The sequence below is a fragment of the Actinoplanes sp. CA-015351 genome, from assembly GCF_050955685.1.
GTDB lineage: Bacteria > Actinomycetota > Actinomycetes > Mycobacteriales > Micromonosporaceae > Actinoplanes.
On the sequence record NZ_CP192102.1, the window covers coordinates 560,223 to 576,761 of the forward strand.

Here is a 16,539-nt window from a genome sequence, read left to right on the forward strand (position 1 = left end):
ATCGCCGTACATCGCGGACCCGGTAATCCGGGCCTTGGCGGGTCGATTTGACAAATCGACGAGACGGCAACGGCACAAGTCTACCCGACCAGCGGCCGGGCGCACCCGAGAGCAAGTTACGGGAGGGGACCCTGTGTATCAGGGTCCCCACTCGTCGTATCCAGCGAGCCGTAAAACTTTCAGCGAGTCGTGAAACCGAACGGGCGGTGCGACGCCTCGGCGATCTCCACGTAAGCCACCTTGGCGACCGGAATGATCACCTTGCGGCCCTTTTCGTCCGTGAGCGCCAGAACGCCGTCCTTGGCCAGCGCCTCGGACACCGCCTCCTCGACCTCCGCCGGGGTCTGCGCGCTTTCCAGCACCAGCTCACGCGGCGAATGTTGCACGCCGATCTTGACCTCCACGGGGCCCTCCTTTGTCAACCGTCTACCGCCGATGAGGCTATCCGATTTCCGGCGGCGTACCGGCCGTTGAGCCGCCCTGGAGCGGGAAGCTGGCTATGCCACGCCAGATCAGCGCAGCTACGAGCGCTTCGGCTTCCGCTTTGGGCGTACGCCGGCCGTTCGCCAGCCAGAACTGCGCGGCCTGCCCCGCCGCTCCGGCGAGACCGGAAGCGAGCAGTTCGGCCTGATCCGGGCGGAGCCCGGTATCCGAGATGATGGTGTCCGTCACAGCGGCGATGCAGCCCTGCTCGACGCGCTCCACCCGCTGGCGAACCTGGGGGTCGTTGCGCAGGTCGGATTCGAAGACGAGCCGGAAGGCCTCGCTCTCGTGATCCATGAAGTCGAAGTACGCGCGGACCGCGCCCTTGACTCGCTCCTTGTTGTCGGGGGTTGCCAGCATCGCGCCACGCACCTTGGCGATTATCGCGTCGCAGTGCGTGTCCAGCAGTGCCAGATAGAGCTCGAGTTTGCCGGGGAAGTGCTGGTAGAGAACGGGTTTGGAGACACCCGCCCGCTCCGCGATGTCATCCATCGCCGCGGCGTGGTACCCGTGGGCGACGAAGACCTGCTGCGCGGCGGCCAGGAGCTGCTTGCGGCGGGCCGAACGTGGCAGGCGGGTGGGTCGGGCGGTCTGTGCCCCGCCGGACGCAGCGGTCATTTCTCTGAACCTCCAGGGGGTCGGTCCCCGCGGTTTGTCGTCGTGGATTGCCCGGATCGGCGCTTGTCGCGGTCGTGCGGGCAATTGTCGCGACGCTGCAACTTATCGCCACTGCAACCACACGGTAGCCTCAGCTGGGGCGAGCGAGGAGCACGCGGTGGATGAATCAGGGCATTCCGGAGACGCCGGAGCCACAGGGAGCGGCAACGGCGCCGACTCGCGAGGCCGCAGTCGAGTGAACGGGTGGGCGAACGCCGATAGTCCGTGGTCGAACGCAGGAGCGGCAGTGGAGCAGGAGACGGACGTGCCGTCGTGGCGTCGCCCGTCGGACGGTCGCCCGTTCGGGCGTCAGCAGTTCCCGCCGGAGCGCCCGTTCGGATCCGTGCCGTCCTCCGCGGTGCCCGCTCAGAATTCGCCTGAGATTCCCCCTAACGGGTCGGCCGAGCAGCCTCCCGCCCCGTGGCCGGGTGAGCGCAGCCGCCTCGCCGAGATCCTCGGCCACCGCCGCGCACCCCAGCCGACGTCACCGGCACCCGCGCCGAGCAGTGCTCCGCCGTACCCGTACGAGGGTGACCTCGACGACACCTACCGGGACGGTCCCGCGCCGCGTTCCGCACCACCGGTGCCCAGGCCCGACTGGGTTCCGGTCAACGAGCCCGCCGCCGGCGCCGAGCGCTCCCGGCACGCCTTGGTCACCGACACCCTCGCCCAGGGCCTGCCCCAGGTCCCGGGCGCCGCGGACAACAACGCGACCTTGGCCCGCCCGTCGTACGATTCGGCGAGCTACCAGCGCCGCTACGAGCAGGGGCCGGTCGCGTTCCCGCCAGCCACCGACGACCTCAGCCCGTACCCGGTGCCTGGTCGTCCCGACGAACCGGACGATGCCCTCGTCGCGGCCGTGACCGAGAACAGCGGCGCGCTGCCCCAGCGGGTTCCGGCCCAGCCTGACGTCCCCCGAGTTCCGGAGCCGCCCTCCGTGGAGCCATCGGCCGAGGCGCCCGCCCTGGCGCGCATCGCGACGCATCTGCGTCGCGGTGACGTCGTGCCGGTGCAGGAACGGCAGGAGGGCTTCGACGTCCAGGACATCCTCGCCGCCGTGCGCGAGGTCTCCGGCGTCCGTGACGCGTCGCTGCGGGCCACGCCGGCCGGCGCGCACAGCCTCCGGCTGGACCTGTCCGACGGCGCCGACCCGGCCGAGGTGAGCCGCCGGGTGGCCCGCCTGCTCCAGGACCGGATGGGCCTGGACGCGGCGATGCCCGCGGACAACCCCGGCCCGGTTTCCGCCCCGCCGCGTGCCGCTGTCGCTCCGACCTCCGCGCCGCCGCAGCGTTTCGCTCCGGCGCCCACGTCGGCGCCGCCGCAGCGTTTCGTGGCCGCACCGGTGTCCTCGCCGGTCGTGCCGGGCCAGTCCCGGCAGGGCCGGGCCTCGGTGCCGGCGCCTGTCTCGGCGGCACCGATCTCCGCCGCGCCGGTCTCCGCCCCTCCGCCGATTCTGCCGGCGGCACCTGTCTCGGTGGCCCCGCCCGCGCCGGTCTCGTCGGAACCGGCCCCGGTGCCCGCGCCGCGTAATCCTCTCGTCGAGCGGGCCTCGCTCGTCCCGGTCGACTCGAGCAGGCCCCGCCCGCTCGACCCGGGCGAGAACCCCGGCCCGCGCGTGGTGATCGAGAACGTGCACGTCAACACCTTCGGCGCGGATGCCAGCGTCGAGGTGCGGCTGCGTGCCGGCGGCCGGGCGGCCTCCGGCGTCGCGACCGGCCCCGCCGTCGACGGTTACCTTCTGCGGCTCTGCGCGACAGCCACCGCCGGAGCGGTCGACGAACTGCTCGCCACCTCCCAGCACGAGCACGGCCCGGCCCGCTGTTTCGTCGAGCACGCCGCCTCGGTCTCGTTCGGCCAGATGCAGGTCGCGGTCGTCGTGCTGCTGCTGTCCTGCGACGGCGGCTGGGTCGAGCAGCTGGCCGGCTCCGCCGTGGTGAGCGGTGACGACCGGCACGCCATGGTTCGCGCCACTCTCGCCGCGGTGAACCGCCGGCTTGAGGCACTCTTGACTTGATGAGAGGCGCGATGCTTGCCGACGACAGCGTGCTGTTGCCGGCCGACGAGATCCCATCGCCCTGGCCCGCTCGCCGGGTCACGGTCGGTGGTTCGATGCTGCACGTCCGGGACACGCCGGGTCACCCCGGCGCCGAGCCCGCGGTGTACGTGCACGGCCTCGGCGGGTCGTCACAGAACTTCACCGATCTGGCCGGCCTGCTCGCCGACCGCCTCGACGGCCAGGCCGTCGACCTGCCCGGATTCGGTTACAGCGACGCGATCCCGCGATACTCGATCCCGGCGTTCGCGACCACCCTCATCGATTACCTGGAGCACTCCGGGCGGGGTCCGGTCCACCTGATCGGCAACTCGCTCGGCGGGTCGATCTCGGTCCGGGTCGCCGCGTTACGCCCCGACCTGGTGCGCACACTCACCCTGGTCTCGCCGGCCATGCCGTTTCTGAACCCGCGCCGCACCGCGCAGGGCCCGGTGCTGCCGCTGCTGGCCCTGCCCGGCGCCGAACGCCTGATGGCGTGGGCGCTGACCCGGGTCACCGCCGAGCAGATGGCCGAGCAGGTGCTCGCCGCGTGCTTCGGCGACACCACGAAAGTGCATCCGCAACGCCGTGCCGAGGCGATGGAGGAAATCCAGCTCCGGTACACCGTGGCGCACTACCCGAAGGCATACCTCGGGACGCTGCGCGGGCTGGTGAGCAGCTTCCTGCGGGCGTACCTGCCGGGTGAGGACTCGCAGTGGCGGCTCGCCGCCCGGGTCCAGGCTCCGACGCTGGTGATCGGCGGGCTCAACGACAAGCTGGTCGACCCGCGGGTGCCGGCCCAGGTGGCGAAAGCGATCCCGGACAGCCGGCTGCTGATCCTGCCCGGCGTGGGCCACGTCGCCCAGATGGAAGTGCCCCGGCTGGTGGCTCGGGGGATCGTCGGCCTGCTCGACGACGCGCGCTGAGGTTCAAACCTTTCACCCATTCGATGTGGGCATCGCCGCACTTGATCAACTCGCGGTGCCGGGCATCGACGGCGTGTGCCAATGTGGAAAGCCCATGATCTCTTCAGCCCCGCCCACCGATCGGTGGCGTCAGTCCTGGCTGGTGATCCTGGCGGCGACGCTGATCCTGCTCATCGCCGTCGTGATCGGCAACCAGGTCACCGCAGACCCGTCCCCGGTCGGCAACGCCGCAGCGGCAGCCTCGCCGTCCCCAGCTGCCGCTTCGCCGTCCGTTGCCGCCTCCACGCCTCCGGTCGCGTCCGTCGCACCCTCGCCCTCCGCCTCGCCGCCGGCTCCGATCCTCGAATCGGCCTCGGCTTCGCCTTCGCCCACCAGCCCCTTCCCGGCGGCAAGCTTGCTGCGCCTCTCCGGCGCGGTGCCCACCAAGGCTTCAGGCCATTTCCTGTACGCGTCTCAGCGCGGGCCAGTCGTCGGCAGCAAAGGGCAGGTACGCCGTTTCCGGGTAGCAGTGGAAAAGGGCAGCAACGAGGATGCCGAGGTGTTCGCGGCACAGGTGCAGGCGATCCTCGGCGACAAACGGAGCTGGATCGGCAACGGCACCCTGCGCCTGCAGATGGTCTCCGGCGCTGACAAGGCCGACTTCACGGTGTACCTGGCCACCCGGGACACCGCTGGCCGGATGTGCGCACAGGGAGGCACCAACATCCGGGTCGGCGGGGTGCCGTACACGTCCTGCCGTACCACCGGCAAAGCGATCATCAACCTGGACCGCTGGCGGTTGTCGGCCAAGCCGTACCTGGACGCGAATATCAACCTCGCCACCTACCGCCAGTACGTCATCAACCACGAGGTCGGGCACGAGCTCGGCCACGGTCATCAGGGCTGCCCGAAGGCCGGCGGACCCGCCCCGGTGATGGTGCAGCAGACGCTGACGGTACGAGGTTGTGTGCCGTACGCGTGGCCCCGCCGCGACAACCGGAACTTCGCCGGTCCGTCGATCTGATCTTCACTGGGGAAATGCGAAAGTCCTGTGACAAGCGGTAAGTCGTGGCAGGCTTGCGCATGTTATGGCAAACGCGACAAATGGTTCTGCTGATACCAGCGCCCCCTCCGCCGGACGTTCCGTCGAGCGTTCCCGGGCCGAGGCCGCGCTGATGGCCGGCCTGCCAGCGGTGCGGCGGGTGGGCGCACACCGCGCCGACCCGGAACCGGACGAAACCCCGGAGCGCAGCCGCACGGTAGCCGCCACGGCAACCGTCGGCCGGGCTGTGGTGACGGCAACCGCCGACCCCGCGCGGTCGTCCGCCGACCCCGCCCGGCCGTCCGCCGACCCCAACCGGTCCGCCGAGCCTGCCCAGCCCGCCCGCAAGACGGCCAGCCACACGCCGGCAGCGCCCGGGCCGGACCCGGACGGCGACTCGCCGAACGACCGCTCTCCGGGTGGCGCGAAGCCGCGTGCGGTGGTCGCCCGGGCCTCGGTGCCGGTGAAGCCGGCGACGGCCAGGTCAACCCCGGTCAAGTCGACGTCAGCGACCACCGCGCCCGGCAAGCCACCGGCGGTCAAGTCAACCCCGGTCAAGGTCACCCCGCCGAAACCGTCCGCATCAGCACCGGCCGAGTCAGCTCAGGCCGAGTCAGCTCAGGCCGGGTCAACTCAAGCCGAGCCCGCCCAAGCCGAGCCGGCACGCGCGGTGAAGTCGCCCGCTGTGAAGCCGCCTGCGGTGAAGTCGACCGCCGTGAAGTCGACCGCCGCGCGGCCGCCCGAAGACGAGCCCGCGGGCAAGACCACGAGCCGTACCGCCCGCAAGAGCACGTCAGCTGCCCCGCAACCCGAAGCGGCGCCCCCACCTGCGAAGACGGTGCGTCGCGCGCCGGCCGCCAAGTCCCAGCCGGACACCACCGGGACGAAGCCGGCCACCCGGGCGAAGACGCAGGCCACCACCAAGACGTCGCCGGACACAAAGACCGTGACCGACGCCAAGACTGCGACGGACGCCAAGACGGCACGCAACGCCGTCACCCGGGCCGCTCTTGCCGCACGTGGCGCCGGCCCTGCGAAAGCCGTCCCGGACAACCGCGCCACCCCGGCACGAGTTCAGTCCGTCGAGGCCGCACTCGCCGCCCGAACAGATTCCACTGCCAAGGCAAGCCGCACAACCGGCGTTACCCCGAAATCGAGCCGCCCCGCCGCTGCGAAGGCGAGCCGCACCGAGCCCGACGAGGTCGTCGAACCGGCGAAGGCGCGACGCCCTCGCGGCTCGTCCGCCGCTGCGAAGAGCACCGAAGCCGTCGCGCCGGTGCCGGAGCGCACCGAACTGACCCGGGGGATCGTCGAACTCGCCGCCGAACGGCTGGCCGCCTCACGCCCCACCGAGACGGCGCTTCCGGACACCACGCCGGCCCGTAGGGCGCCCGGCGAAACTCCCGCGGCGCGGCGCCAGGCCAACTACAAGCAGGCCCAGCAGCTGAAAGCCCAGCAAGGGCAGCCCGCTCACCCGGGGACCGGATGGGCAGGCGGCCAGGCGCCCCTGCCCGCCATCAGCTGGACGGGCGCGGACGCGACGGATCAGCAGCAGCACTTCGAGCCGCAGTGGCCGCAGGACTTCGATTACCACTACGACCAGACCGGCAACCATCCGCCGGTGGGTCTTCCGCCGAGCCTCCGGCTTCCTGTCGAACTCCCCGACAACCTCTGGCCGCCCGCCGGCCTGCCCCAGAGCGACAGAGCAGCCCTGCCCGGATTCGACTCAGCCACCTCGCCCGAATTCGACTCAGCCGCGCTTCCCGAATTCGACTCAGCCGCGTTGCCCGAACTCGACACAGCCGCGCCGCCCGAATTCGACACGACGGAGGACAACCCCGACGACCTTCGCGAGGACGCCTGGGGAACCGCACCCGACGACGCCTGGGGCGCACCAGCCGAGACCTACAGCGCCACCGAGCCGCACGGCACGGTCGCCTACCCGGACACGGCCGAGGAGACGACCGCCGAGCGGGACTACCCCGCCACCGAGCACCACATGTCCGCTCTCGGCCAACGTCTCAACGGGCTTCCGGCCGACCACGGCCACGACCACGGCTTCCTCCCCGGTGTCCTTTACCAGGACGACAGCCACGACAGCCACGACACCCGCGAAGGCCACGCTGGACACGACACCGAGGAGACCGCCCGTCACGGCGCTCCGTCCCCGCGCGTCCGGCAGACGATCCGGCGGCGGAGGCGTGCGGTGCTCCTCGCGTACCTCTTGGTGGTCGCCGGGATCCTGGTCGCCGGGCATGAGCTTCGCGATCGAGAAAAAGCGGCGCCAGAGGCCGCGCAGCCGGCGGCTGAGCAGGCAGCCCAGCCGACGACGGCGGCGGAACCCACGGCAGCGGCAACAGCCACGCAGGGCATCGTGCCGGCCGACACGGGCGCGAAAGCGCCCGCCGCCACCGACGAGCCGACCGGAAACGCCGAGGCCCTCGAGACCGGCGACGCCGGCGAGTTCCAGTACGCGAAAGGCCGCGGCCCGATGCTGGGCACCGGCGGACAACTCCACCGTTTCCGGGTAGCCGTCGAGGAGACCGTGGACGCCACGGTCCCGGCCGACTTCGCCGAGATGATCGACGAGACGCTCGGCGACGACCGGAGCTGGACCAATGACGGCAGGCTGCGGCTCCGGCGCGTGCAGAACGCCGGCAACGCCGACTTCACGATCTATCTGGCGTCGGCCGCCACCTCGGAGAAGATGTGCGCCACAGGTGGCCTGCAGACCGAGGGGTTCACCTCGTGCCGGGTGCCCGGCCAGGTGATCATCAACGCTGACCGCTGGGTGGATGGGGTCGTCGATTACGACGGGCACCTCGCCGAGTACCGCAGATACGCGATCAACCACGAGGTCGGCCACGAGCTGGGACACGGCCACGAGACGTGCCCGGGTGACGGCGAGAAGGCCCCGGTGATGATGCAGCAGACGTACGGTCTGAAAGGCTGTACCCGCAACGCCTGGCCCTATCTGGACGGCAAGCGATACTCCGGCGAGCCGACCGTCTGAATATTCCCAGATCCCGCATGTCGGGCCGGTGTCCGACGTCATGGGCATATCCGCGCCGAACGAGCGACAATGGGCGGCGATCCTTACCACCGAACCCCGGGGAGTGACTGTGGCTCTGCCCCCGCTCGTCGAGCCGGCCGCTGAGCTGAGCATCGACGAGATCCGCCGCTATTCGCGACACCTGATCATCCCCGACGTCGGGATGGACGGTCAGAAGCGGCTGAAGAACGCGAAGGTGCTCGCGGTCGGCGCGGGCGGCCTCGGCTCGCCGACGTTGCTGTACCTCGCCGCTGCCGGCGTGGGCACACTCGGCATCATCGACTTCGACACGGTCGACGAGTCCAACCTCCAGCGCCAGATCATTCACGGCGTCTCCGACATCGGTACGCCCAAGGCTGAGTCCGCGGCACGCAGCATCGCCGAGGTGAACCCGCTGGTGAACGTGGTCATCCACAACACCGCGCTGGACCGTGACAACGTCAAGGAGATCTTCAGTCAGTACGACCTGATCGTCGACGGCACCGACAACTTCGCGACCCGATACATGGTCAACGACGCTGCGGTGCTGCTCGGCAAGCCGTACGTCTGGGGTTCCATCTACCGCTTCGACGGCCAGGCCTCGGTCTTCTGGGAGGAGCACGGTCCCTGCTACCGCTGCCTCTACCCGGAGCCCCCGCCGCCCGGCATGGTTCCGAGCTGCGCCGAGGGCGGCGTGCTCGGTGTGCTCTGCGCGTCGATCGGCTCGATCCAGGTCAACGAGGCGATCAAGCTGATCACCGGCATCGGTGAGCCGCTTGTCGGTCGCCTGATGGTCTACGACGCCCTGGAGATGGAGTACCGCAAAATCAAGGTCCGCAAGGACCCGGACTGCGTGCTCTGCGGGGACAACCCGACGCTGACCGACCTGATGGAGGACTACGAGGACTTCTGCGGCGCGGTCTCGGTCGAGGCGCAGGAAGCCACCTTCAACGCGACCATCACGGCCCGCGAGCTGAAGGACTGGCAGGACACCGGCAAGGACGTGTTCCTGGTCGACGTCCGTGAGCCCGCCGAGTGGGAGATCAACCGGATCCCGGGCGCTGTCCTGATCCCCAAGGGCGACATCCTCTCCGGCGCGGCGCTCTCGCAGTTCCCGCAGGACCGGCAGATCGTGCTGCACTGCAAGTCCGGTGTCCGCTCGGCCGAGGCGCTCGCCGCGCTGAAGGCGGCCGGCTTCAAGGACGCGGTGCACGTCCAGGGCGGCATCGTGTCCTGGGTCAGCACGGTCGACCCGTCGCTGCCCTCGTACTGACGTTTGGTTGTCACTCTGAGGGGTTGCCTTTGCAACTCCTCAGAGTGATGAACGCGTGACCGAAACGGACGAACGTCACAGATGTCGAATCGGCACGGCGAATCACAGGCGCGGACGGTAGCGTCACCACAGTGGTCGATATAGATGCCGCAATCGGGTACGTGGTTGCCCACGGTGACCCGGTCGAGCGAGCTCGCTTGTCTTACCTCCGGACCGGTCAGCCGGCGCCGGAGGAGGTCGTGGACCGCATCGCCGCCGGGCAGATGCTGGAGGGCGGCTGGTCCGCCTCCGCCGAGGGCGCGGTCCCATCGATCGACGCGACATGCTTCCGCCTCGCCGAGCTCGACGATCTGGGCAGCCTGCGCGGCCCGGTCGTGGAACGCGCGCTGAACTGGCTCGCCACCGCCCAGCGCGGCGACGGCACCTGGCAGGAGCACGAGTCCCTTGCCGGTGAGGCCCCACCGTGGGCGATGCCCGGCGACCCGGAAGCGACGCTGTACCTGACCTCGGTGGCCGGGTTCTGGCTGACCGCCGCGGCGGTGGAGGCCGACCCTTATCAGACCCGCTCGCCGTTCGGTGAGGCCATCGGCCGCGCCGCCGCCTATGTGGTTTCCCAGCTGAACCCGGACGGGACCTGGCCGTCCTTCCTCGCGGTCGGCTGGCACGCCGCTGGGCTGCTGCACCAGCGCCAGTTCTTCTACGAGTCGGCTCGGGTCCAGCAGGTCCTCGGCGACCGCCTCCCGGACATGGCTTCGGCCGACGTAGCGGCGATGGCGGCCGCGCTGCGCCGGGTCAACCTGGGCGACGACTGGCTGTTGCAGAGCGCCCGGAAACGTCTCGCCGAGACGCAGCGGATCGACGGCGGCTGGGACAGCAACGAGGGCCCGCTCTTCGACGTCAACATCACCCTGACGGCGCTGCGAGCCTGCCGCTGACGCGACCCCGCTCTGCCCTCACCGAGCGACATCGGCTTCGATCGCTCGGGTTTCGTAATTTTGTGGAGCGGTGGGGGTTCGGGGTGTGGTGGCGGCGTGGTGGTTTCTCGGTGCGAGGCGCCGCTCGGAGATCTTGTGCGGTTTGCCCGGCTGGTCGACCACAAGTGCACGACTTTGCGGGGCGGCCGTCGGTGGCATGTCGGTTTTGGGTGGTGAGCGTGGTGCTTCACAGTTCCGATGTGGTGAACGTGGTGCTTCACAGCTCCGATGTGGTGAGCGTGGTGCTTCACAGTTCCGGCGTGGCGAACGTGGTGCTGGTGCTTCGCCGATCTTGTGGAGTTCGGCGAACCGTTTGCGCGTAACTCCACAAGATCGGCTAGGCCTGTTCGATCTTGTGGAGTTGTGCGGACACGTCTGCGGGGAAGTCCACAAGATCCGCGCCGAGCCGCGCCGAGCCGCGCCGAGCCGCGCCGCGCCGAGCCGCGCCGCGCCGAGCCGCGCCGAGCCGAGCCGCGCCGCGCGGACCCGAACCGGCAAAGCGCCGCGTGGGACGCCTCCGGCGGAGGGCGTCAGCGCCCGCATAGCAGTGAATCTTGCATCGTGGCTGATCGCGGTCTGTATCGAAAAGCGAAAATCCCCAACACAACCGCGCAAACCGTCAGCGAGTGTGACCGTTACCGGTCACCACGTACTTCGTCGACGTCAGCTCGGGCAGGCCCATCGGTCCGCGCGCGTGTAGCTTCTGTGTGCTGATCCCGATCTCCGCGCCGAACCCGAACTCGCCACCGTCGGTGAACCGGGTGGACGCGTTGACCATCACGGCCGCCGCGTCGACGCCCGCCACGAAGCGCCGGGTTGCGGTGACGGACTCGCTCACGATGGCCTCGGTGTGCCCGGTACCGTACCGGCGGATGTGGTCGAGCGCGTCGTCGAGGGAGTCGACGACCGCCACCGAGATGTCGGCGGCCAGGTATTCGGTGCCCCAGTCGTCCTCGGTTGCGGCGACCACGTCCTCGCTGTAACCGGCGACCCGCGCGTCACCGTGCACCGTCACGCCACGGCTCGCGAACTCCTCCAGCACCAGCGGCAGGAACTGCTCGGCGATCTCGGTGTGCACCAGCAGCGATTCCGCGGTGTTGCAGGTGGAGAGCCGCTGGGTCTTCGAGTTCACCGTGACGGCGAGGGCTTTCTCCAGGTCGGCGGCGGAGTCCACATAGACGTGACAGTTGCCGACGCCCGTTTCGATGACCGGAACCGTCGACTGCTCGACCACCGTCTTGATCAGCGAGGCGCCACCGCGCGGGATCAGCACGTCGACCAGGCCGCGGGCCCGCATCAGCTCCTTCACCGAGTCGCGGGTGGTGGCGTCGAGCAGCTGGATCGTGTCGGCCGGGAGCCCGGCGTCGGTGACCGCCTTGCGCAGCACCGAGACGATCGCCGCGTTCGACGAGAAGGCCGAGCCGGACCCGCGCAGCAGCGCCGCGTTGCCGGACTTGAGGCAGATCCCGGCGGCGTCGGCGGTCACGTTCGGCCGGCCCTCGTAGATCATCCCGACCACGCCGAACGGCACCCGGACCTGGCGCAGTTCCAGGCCGTTCGCCAGGGTCGAGCCGCGTACCACGTCGCCGATCGGGTCGGGCAGCGCGGCGAGCTGGCGCAGGCCGTCGGCCATCGCGGCGACCCGCTCGGTGGTCAGTGTGAGCCGATCGATCATCGCTTCGCCGATGCCGTTCTCCCGGCCGTTGGCGATGTCCACGGCGTTCGCCGCGACGATGTCGTCCGACCGCTCGACCAGGCGGTCCGCCATCAGCAGCAGCGCCTTGTCCTTCTCGGCGCGGGTAGCGCCCGCAAGGTCGATGGCCGCGATCCGGGCCGCGGCAGCCTGCTCCAGCACGCTCATGGCAAACCTTTCTCAGATAAAAGCAGCGAGGGTACGCACTGAGCCTTTTTCAACGTGGCGAGGGCCTCGCATCCTGGCGCCGGGCGACGGCCCGGCAGCTTCAGGCCCAATGCCAGGTTGAAAATTGCTCACTAAAGCAGCACCAGATCGTCCCGGTGCACAACCTCTCGTTCATAACCCGGACCGAGCGCCGCCGACAACTCATGCGTGGACCGTCCGAGCAGGGCGGGTAGCTCCACGGCGTCATAGTTGACCAGACCGCGAGCCACCGGTGTGCCCGAGCCTGCGTCGACCAGGTCGACCGGGTCGCCGGCCGCGAACGAGCCGTCCACAGCGGTGATCCCGGCCGGCAGCAGCGATTTGCGCCGGGCCACCACCGCGGCGACAGCGCCGGCGTCCAGGTGCAGGCGCCCGCGCGGCGAGGTGGCGTTCGCCAGCCAGAACAGCCGGGCGGCCGGGCGCGACGACGCGGCCTGAAACAGCGTGCCGACGTCCTCACCGGCAAGTGCCCGCGCGGCCAGCGGCGCGGCGGTCAGCACCACTGGAATGCCGAAACCGGTGGCTATCCGGGCCGCTTCCACCTTGGTGACCATGCCGCCGGTGCCGACCCCGGATTTGCTCGGCGTGGAAATGCTGACACCCGATAGATCGGACTCGTCGGTCACCAGAGAGATCCGCCGGGACGACGGGTCGGATGGACTCGCCGTGTACAGCGCGTCCACATCGGAGAGCAACACCAGCAGGTCGGCGTCGGCGAGGGCGGCCACCAGCGCGGCCAGCCGGTCGTTGTCGCCGAACCGGATCTCCTCGGTGGCGACCGTGTCGTTCTCGTTGACGATCGGCAGCGCGCCGAGATCGAGCAGTTTCCGCAGCGTCCGGTACGCGTTCCGATAATGCGCCCGCCGGGTCACGTCATCGACGGTGAGCAGCACCTGCCCCACGGTGATCCGGTGCCGGGCGAAACCCGCTGTGTACCGCCCCATCAGCAGGCCCTGGCCCACCGAGGCGGCGGCCTGCTGGGTGGCGAGGTCGCGCGGTCGCCGTGGCAGGTTCAGCGGGGACAGGCCTGCGGCGATCGCGCCACTGGACACCAGAACCACTTCACGGCCGGACGTCGCCAAACCGCCGAGGGTGTCGACGAGGGCGTCGATCCGCTGCTCGTCGATACCGCCTGCCGCGGTGGTCAGGGAGGACGAACCCACCTTCACCACGATCCGGCGCGCACCGGTCACCACATCTCGCACCCGGCCCATTGTGCTCGGCAGGGCGGTGTCAACCGTCGTCAGATCCCATATCTTGGCGTGTGATGACACCCGAGGAGTACGTCGAACAGGTCCTGACGCTGGTCGAGAGCATTCCGGAGGGCCGGGTCATGTCGTACGGCGGCATCGCCGACACGCTGGCCGAGGGCTCCGGCCGTAACTCACCACGTCAGGTCGGCACGATCATGGCTCGGCACGGCGGTGGTGTGCCCTGGCATCGTGTGGTGAACAGCGCCGGACGGCTGCCACCCGGGAACGAACGGGAGGCGCGAGCCCGGCTGCTCGCCGAAGGTGTTCCGATGCGCGGAGACCGCGTCCAGATGACGAAAGCCGAGTGGCAGCCTTGATGATGGAGAACGGTCAGCCAAGCAAAACAGCATGGAGTGCCGCGCGCTATCGGGCCGCACACCAGATCATCGAGCATGGACGGATCTTCGCCGATCCTCTTGCCGTACCCATGCTGGGTGAAGCGCAAGCGGATCTCCTGGCTGATGCACCGCGGCGCGCGATGCGGCTTTTCATCGCTGCGCGGACGAGGTTCGCGGAGGACGCGATCGCTGCGGCGGTCCGGCGTGGCGTTCGTGAGCTGGTGACTCTCGGGGCGGGCCTGGACACGTTCGCCTATCGCAATCCGCACCCGGGGCTGCGCGTGACCGAGGTTGATCATCCGGACACGCAGGCCTGGAAGCGGAAGCGGCTCGCCGAGACCGGCATCGCGATTCCGGAAAGCGTGCGTTACGCCGGCGTCGACTTCGAGAAGGAGTCGATCGAAATCGGTCTGGACGGTCCGGCGTTCTTTCTCTGGCTGGGCGTTGTGCCCTATCTGAGCGCGGACGGTTTCGCCGAGACGCTCGCCTTCGTCGCGGCCGGCGAGGGTAATGAGGTGGCATTCGATTACGCGCAGTCACCGGAGCGAATGGCGGGCGCGCGCCGGGCCGCGCTGGAGGAGCGTGCCGCGCGGGTGGCGAAGCTCGGCGAGCCGTGGCTGACCTATTTCGAACCCGATGAGATCGACGCTGAGCTGCGCGAACGTGGCTTCACGGCAATCGATGACCTGGGCCCGTCGGCGCTCGCGGCGCGTTATTTCGATCGTCCGGACGTGCCCCCGGAGACGCCCGGCGGTCACGTCCTGCACGCACGCTAAAGCAGGCTAGCTCAGGCCGGCCGTCGCCGCGGCGGCCCGCATCTGGTACTCGAAGAAGCCGCGCCGGTCCACGTCGACCGACTTGTTGAGCTGGCCGAACAACTCGGCGCTGATCGCGCCGCAGAGCTGGAAGAAGCCGGCCAGCGTGTCCGCGATCACGTGCGGCGGCATGCCCGCCTGGAACGTCTCCGCGATCGGTGCGAGCTCCTGCGCGAAACTCGCGCTGATCGGTTCCCGAGCCGGGATCAAACCCCTTTGGTACGCGTCACCGAGCGTGGCCCCGAGCAGCAGAATGACCCGGGTAGCCGGCCCGATGGTGTCCTGCGGGGCCTGATAACCCGGCACCGGGCTCCCGTAGATCAACGCCCACTGGTGCGGATTGGCCAGGGCCCAGTCACGGACGGCGTGACCGGCTGCGAGCCATCGACCGAGCGGCATCTCTTCCGCAGCGGCGGCCCGATCGGCGGCGTCACCCACCTCGTTGTACGCGTCGATGATGAGCGCCGTGAGCAGCTCGTCGCGGCTGGCGAAGTACCGGTAGACCGCCGACGAGGCCATGCCCAGATCGCGGGCCACCGCCCGCAGCGAGAGGTTCGCGCCGTCGGTGGCGAGGTGGCGGCGTGCCACGTTCTTGATCTCTTCAGTCATCTCGGCCCGTACCCGGGCCCGTAGATTGGCGGCGCTCATGCGCCCAGTGTGCCACAACGAGAGCAGTGCTCTTGCAAACTCGCCATGTCATGTGAGACTGTTGTTCTTAACAGAGAGCACCGCTCGCAAAGGAGATCATCGTTATGGCTCAGCATGTCGTCGTCGGATCCGGCCCGATCGGCTCCAAGGTCGCCCTCCTCCTCGCCGACCAGGGCGAGAGCGTCCGCGTCGTGACCCGCAGCGGCCGCGGCCCGGAGCACCAGCTGATCGAGCGCGTCGCTGCGGACGCCTCCGACACCCGGCGGCTCACCGAGGTCACCCAGGGCGCCGAGGTGCTCTACAACTGCGCGAACCCGAAGTACACCGAGTGGGCCAAGCTCTGGTTCCCGATGAACAACGCGATGATCGCCGCGGCCAAGTCAGCCGGCGCGGTCTACGCCATCACCGGCAACCTCTACGGATACGGTCCCCAGCCCGGCGGCCGGATGACCGAGGCCAGCCCGCTCGCCGCCACCGGCCGCAAGGGTCGCATCCGCATCAAGATGTGGCAGGACGCGCTGGCCAGCGGCGTGCGCACGTTCGAGGCCCGCGGTTCGGACTACGTCGGTGCCGGCACTGCCGGGATCTTCTCCACGGTCCTGCTGCCGGCCATCCAGAAGGGCCGGCCCGCCTGGGGCCCGGCGAAAATGGATCTGCCGCACTCGTTCACCTGCACCGGCGACATGGCCCGCACGCTGACCACGCTGGCCCGCGACGAGAGGGCATGGGGAAAGGCCTGGCACGTCCCGTCGCCCGCGCCGATCACCATCCGTGAGATGGCCGCGCGGTACTGCGAACTCACCGGCCAGCCCCAGCTCAAGGTGCACAGCATGCCGCGGTTCGTGATGCGCACGGCCGGCCTGGCCGTCCCGATCGCCCGCGAGCTCGCCGAGATGGACTACCAGTTCTACGCGCCGTTCGTGATGGACAGTTCACTCACCGAGCGCACCTTCGGCCTCACTCCCACCAGCCTCGACGAGGCCCTGCGGGAGACCGCCGCATCCGCCGACGAGACCGCCGCCCGCACGATGTGACTCCCGCGTTCCCGTGCCGCCCACGTCTGGTCTAGTAGCTCATTTGAGCATTTTTCAGGACAGGACTGGCTACCTTGTGGTGGACGACAAGCCCGGGCAGGCCAGCCCAGGGCGGCTAACCACGGGGGTGGCAGCGGTGCGAACAGCGGGGCCG

The 16,539-nt window shown here is 69.7% G+C and carries 14 protein-coding genes; 9 read left to right on the top strand and 5 right to left on the bottom strand.

Annotated elements, in window-relative coordinates:
• Positions 1-179 precede the first annotated feature (179 nt).
• Both ACQP2E_RS02480 and ACQP2E_RS02485 read right to left on the bottom strand, forming a co-directional pair.
• Complete coding sequence (locus ACQP2E_RS02480; protein WP_111648577.1) at positions 180-404, bottom strand: DUF3107 domain-containing protein; 225 nt, start codon at positions 402-404, stop codon at positions 180-182.
• Positions 405-441: 37 nt separating this feature from the next.
• Positions 442-1,101, bottom strand: a complete 660-nt coding sequence (locus ACQP2E_RS02485; protein ID WP_111648576.1) for a TetR/AcrR family transcriptional regulator — start codon at positions 1,099-1,101, stop codon at positions 442-444.
• Between the two features lie 286 nt (positions 1,102-1,387).
• Here ACQP2E_RS02485 and ACQP2E_RS02490 point away from each other — a divergent pair, with 286 nt between their 5' ends.
• The 6 genes from ACQP2E_RS02490 to ACQP2E_RS02515 all read left to right on the top strand — a co-directional run bounded on the left by ACQP2E_RS02490 (position 1,388) and on the right by ACQP2E_RS02515 (position 10,358).
• On the top strand, positions 1,388-3,154 hold the full coding sequence (locus tag ACQP2E_RS02490; RefSeq protein ID WP_433828270.1) for a Daple: 1,767 nt from the start codon (positions 1,388-1,390) through the stop codon (positions 3,152-3,154).
• Positions 3,154-4,098, top strand: coding sequence for an alpha/beta fold hydrolase (locus tag ACQP2E_RS02495; RefSeq protein ID WP_433828271.1), 945 nt, complete (start codon positions 3,154-3,156; stop codon positions 4,096-4,098). The genes ACQP2E_RS02490 and ACQP2E_RS02495 overlap by 1 nt, the downstream gene beginning before the upstream one ends.
• Before the next feature lie 94 nt (positions 4,099-4,192).
• On the top strand, positions 4,193-5,101 hold the full coding sequence (locus ACQP2E_RS02500; RefSeq protein WP_433828272.1) for a DUF3152 domain-containing protein: 909 nt from the start codon (positions 4,193-4,195) through the stop codon (positions 5,099-5,101).
• Positions 5,102-5,252: 151 nt separating this feature from the next.
• A complete protein-coding gene (locus ACQP2E_RS02505; RefSeq protein WP_433828273.1) occupies positions 5,253-8,132 on the top strand; it encodes a DUF3152 domain-containing protein in 2,880 nt (959 codons plus the stop codon).
• 109 nt (positions 8,133-8,241) lie between these two features.
• Complete coding sequence (gene moeZ, locus ACQP2E_RS02510) at positions 8,242-9,423, top strand: adenylyltransferase/sulfurtransferase MoeZ (protein ID WP_111648573.1); 1,182 nt, start codon at positions 8,242-8,244, stop codon at positions 9,421-9,423.
• 197 nt (positions 9,424-9,620) lie between these two features.
• Positions 9,621-10,358, top strand: coding sequence for a prenyltransferase/squalene oxidase repeat-containing protein (locus tag ACQP2E_RS02515; RefSeq protein WP_433828274.1), 738 nt, complete (start codon positions 9,621-9,623; stop codon positions 10,356-10,358).
• Positions 10,359-11,016: 658 nt separating this feature from the next.
• Here the strand turns inward: ACQP2E_RS02515 and ACQP2E_RS02520 are convergent.
• Positions 11,017-12,258 carry a glutamate-5-semialdehyde dehydrogenase gene (locus ACQP2E_RS02520; protein WP_433828275.1) on the bottom strand — a complete coding sequence of 414 codons (1,242 nt, stop codon included), beginning with the start codon at positions 12,256-12,258 and terminating at the stop codon, positions 11,017-11,019.
• A gap of 131 nt (positions 12,259-12,389) precedes the next feature.
• The gene (proB, locus tag ACQP2E_RS02525) at positions 12,390-13,502 is read right to left on the bottom strand and encodes a glutamate 5-kinase (RefSeq protein ID WP_433828276.1); all 1,113 of its coding nucleotides are present in this window, start codon (positions 13,500-13,502) and stop codon (positions 12,390-12,392) included.
• Between the two features lie 62 nt (positions 13,503-13,564).
• Here proB and ACQP2E_RS02530 point away from each other — a divergent pair, with 62 nt between their 5' ends.
• On the top strand, positions 13,565-13,867 hold the full coding sequence (locus ACQP2E_RS02530) for an MGMT family protein (protein ID WP_433828277.1): 303 nt from the start codon (positions 13,565-13,567) through the stop codon (positions 13,865-13,867).
• A complete protein-coding gene (locus ACQP2E_RS02535) occupies positions 13,855-14,664 on the top strand; it encodes a class I SAM-dependent methyltransferase (protein ID WP_433828278.1) in 810 nt (269 codons plus the stop codon). The genes ACQP2E_RS02530 and ACQP2E_RS02535 overlap by 13 nt, the downstream gene beginning before the upstream one ends.
• 6 nt (positions 14,665-14,670) lie before the next feature.
• On the opposite strand, the gene ACQP2E_RS02540 is transcribed toward ACQP2E_RS02535, so the two are convergent.
• The gene (locus ACQP2E_RS02540) at positions 14,671-15,351 is read right to left on the bottom strand and encodes a TetR/AcrR family transcriptional regulator (RefSeq protein ID WP_433828279.1); all 681 of its coding nucleotides are present in this window, start codon (positions 15,349-15,351) and stop codon (positions 14,671-14,673) included.
• Positions 15,352-15,455: 104 nt separating this feature from the next.
• Here ACQP2E_RS02540 and ACQP2E_RS02545 point away from each other — a divergent pair, with 104 nt between their 5' ends.
• Positions 15,456-16,385, top strand: a complete 930-nt coding sequence (locus tag ACQP2E_RS02545) for an NAD-dependent epimerase/dehydratase family protein (RefSeq protein WP_433828280.1) — start codon at positions 15,456-15,458, stop codon at positions 16,383-16,385.
• Positions 16,386-16,539 lie beyond the last annotated feature (154 nt).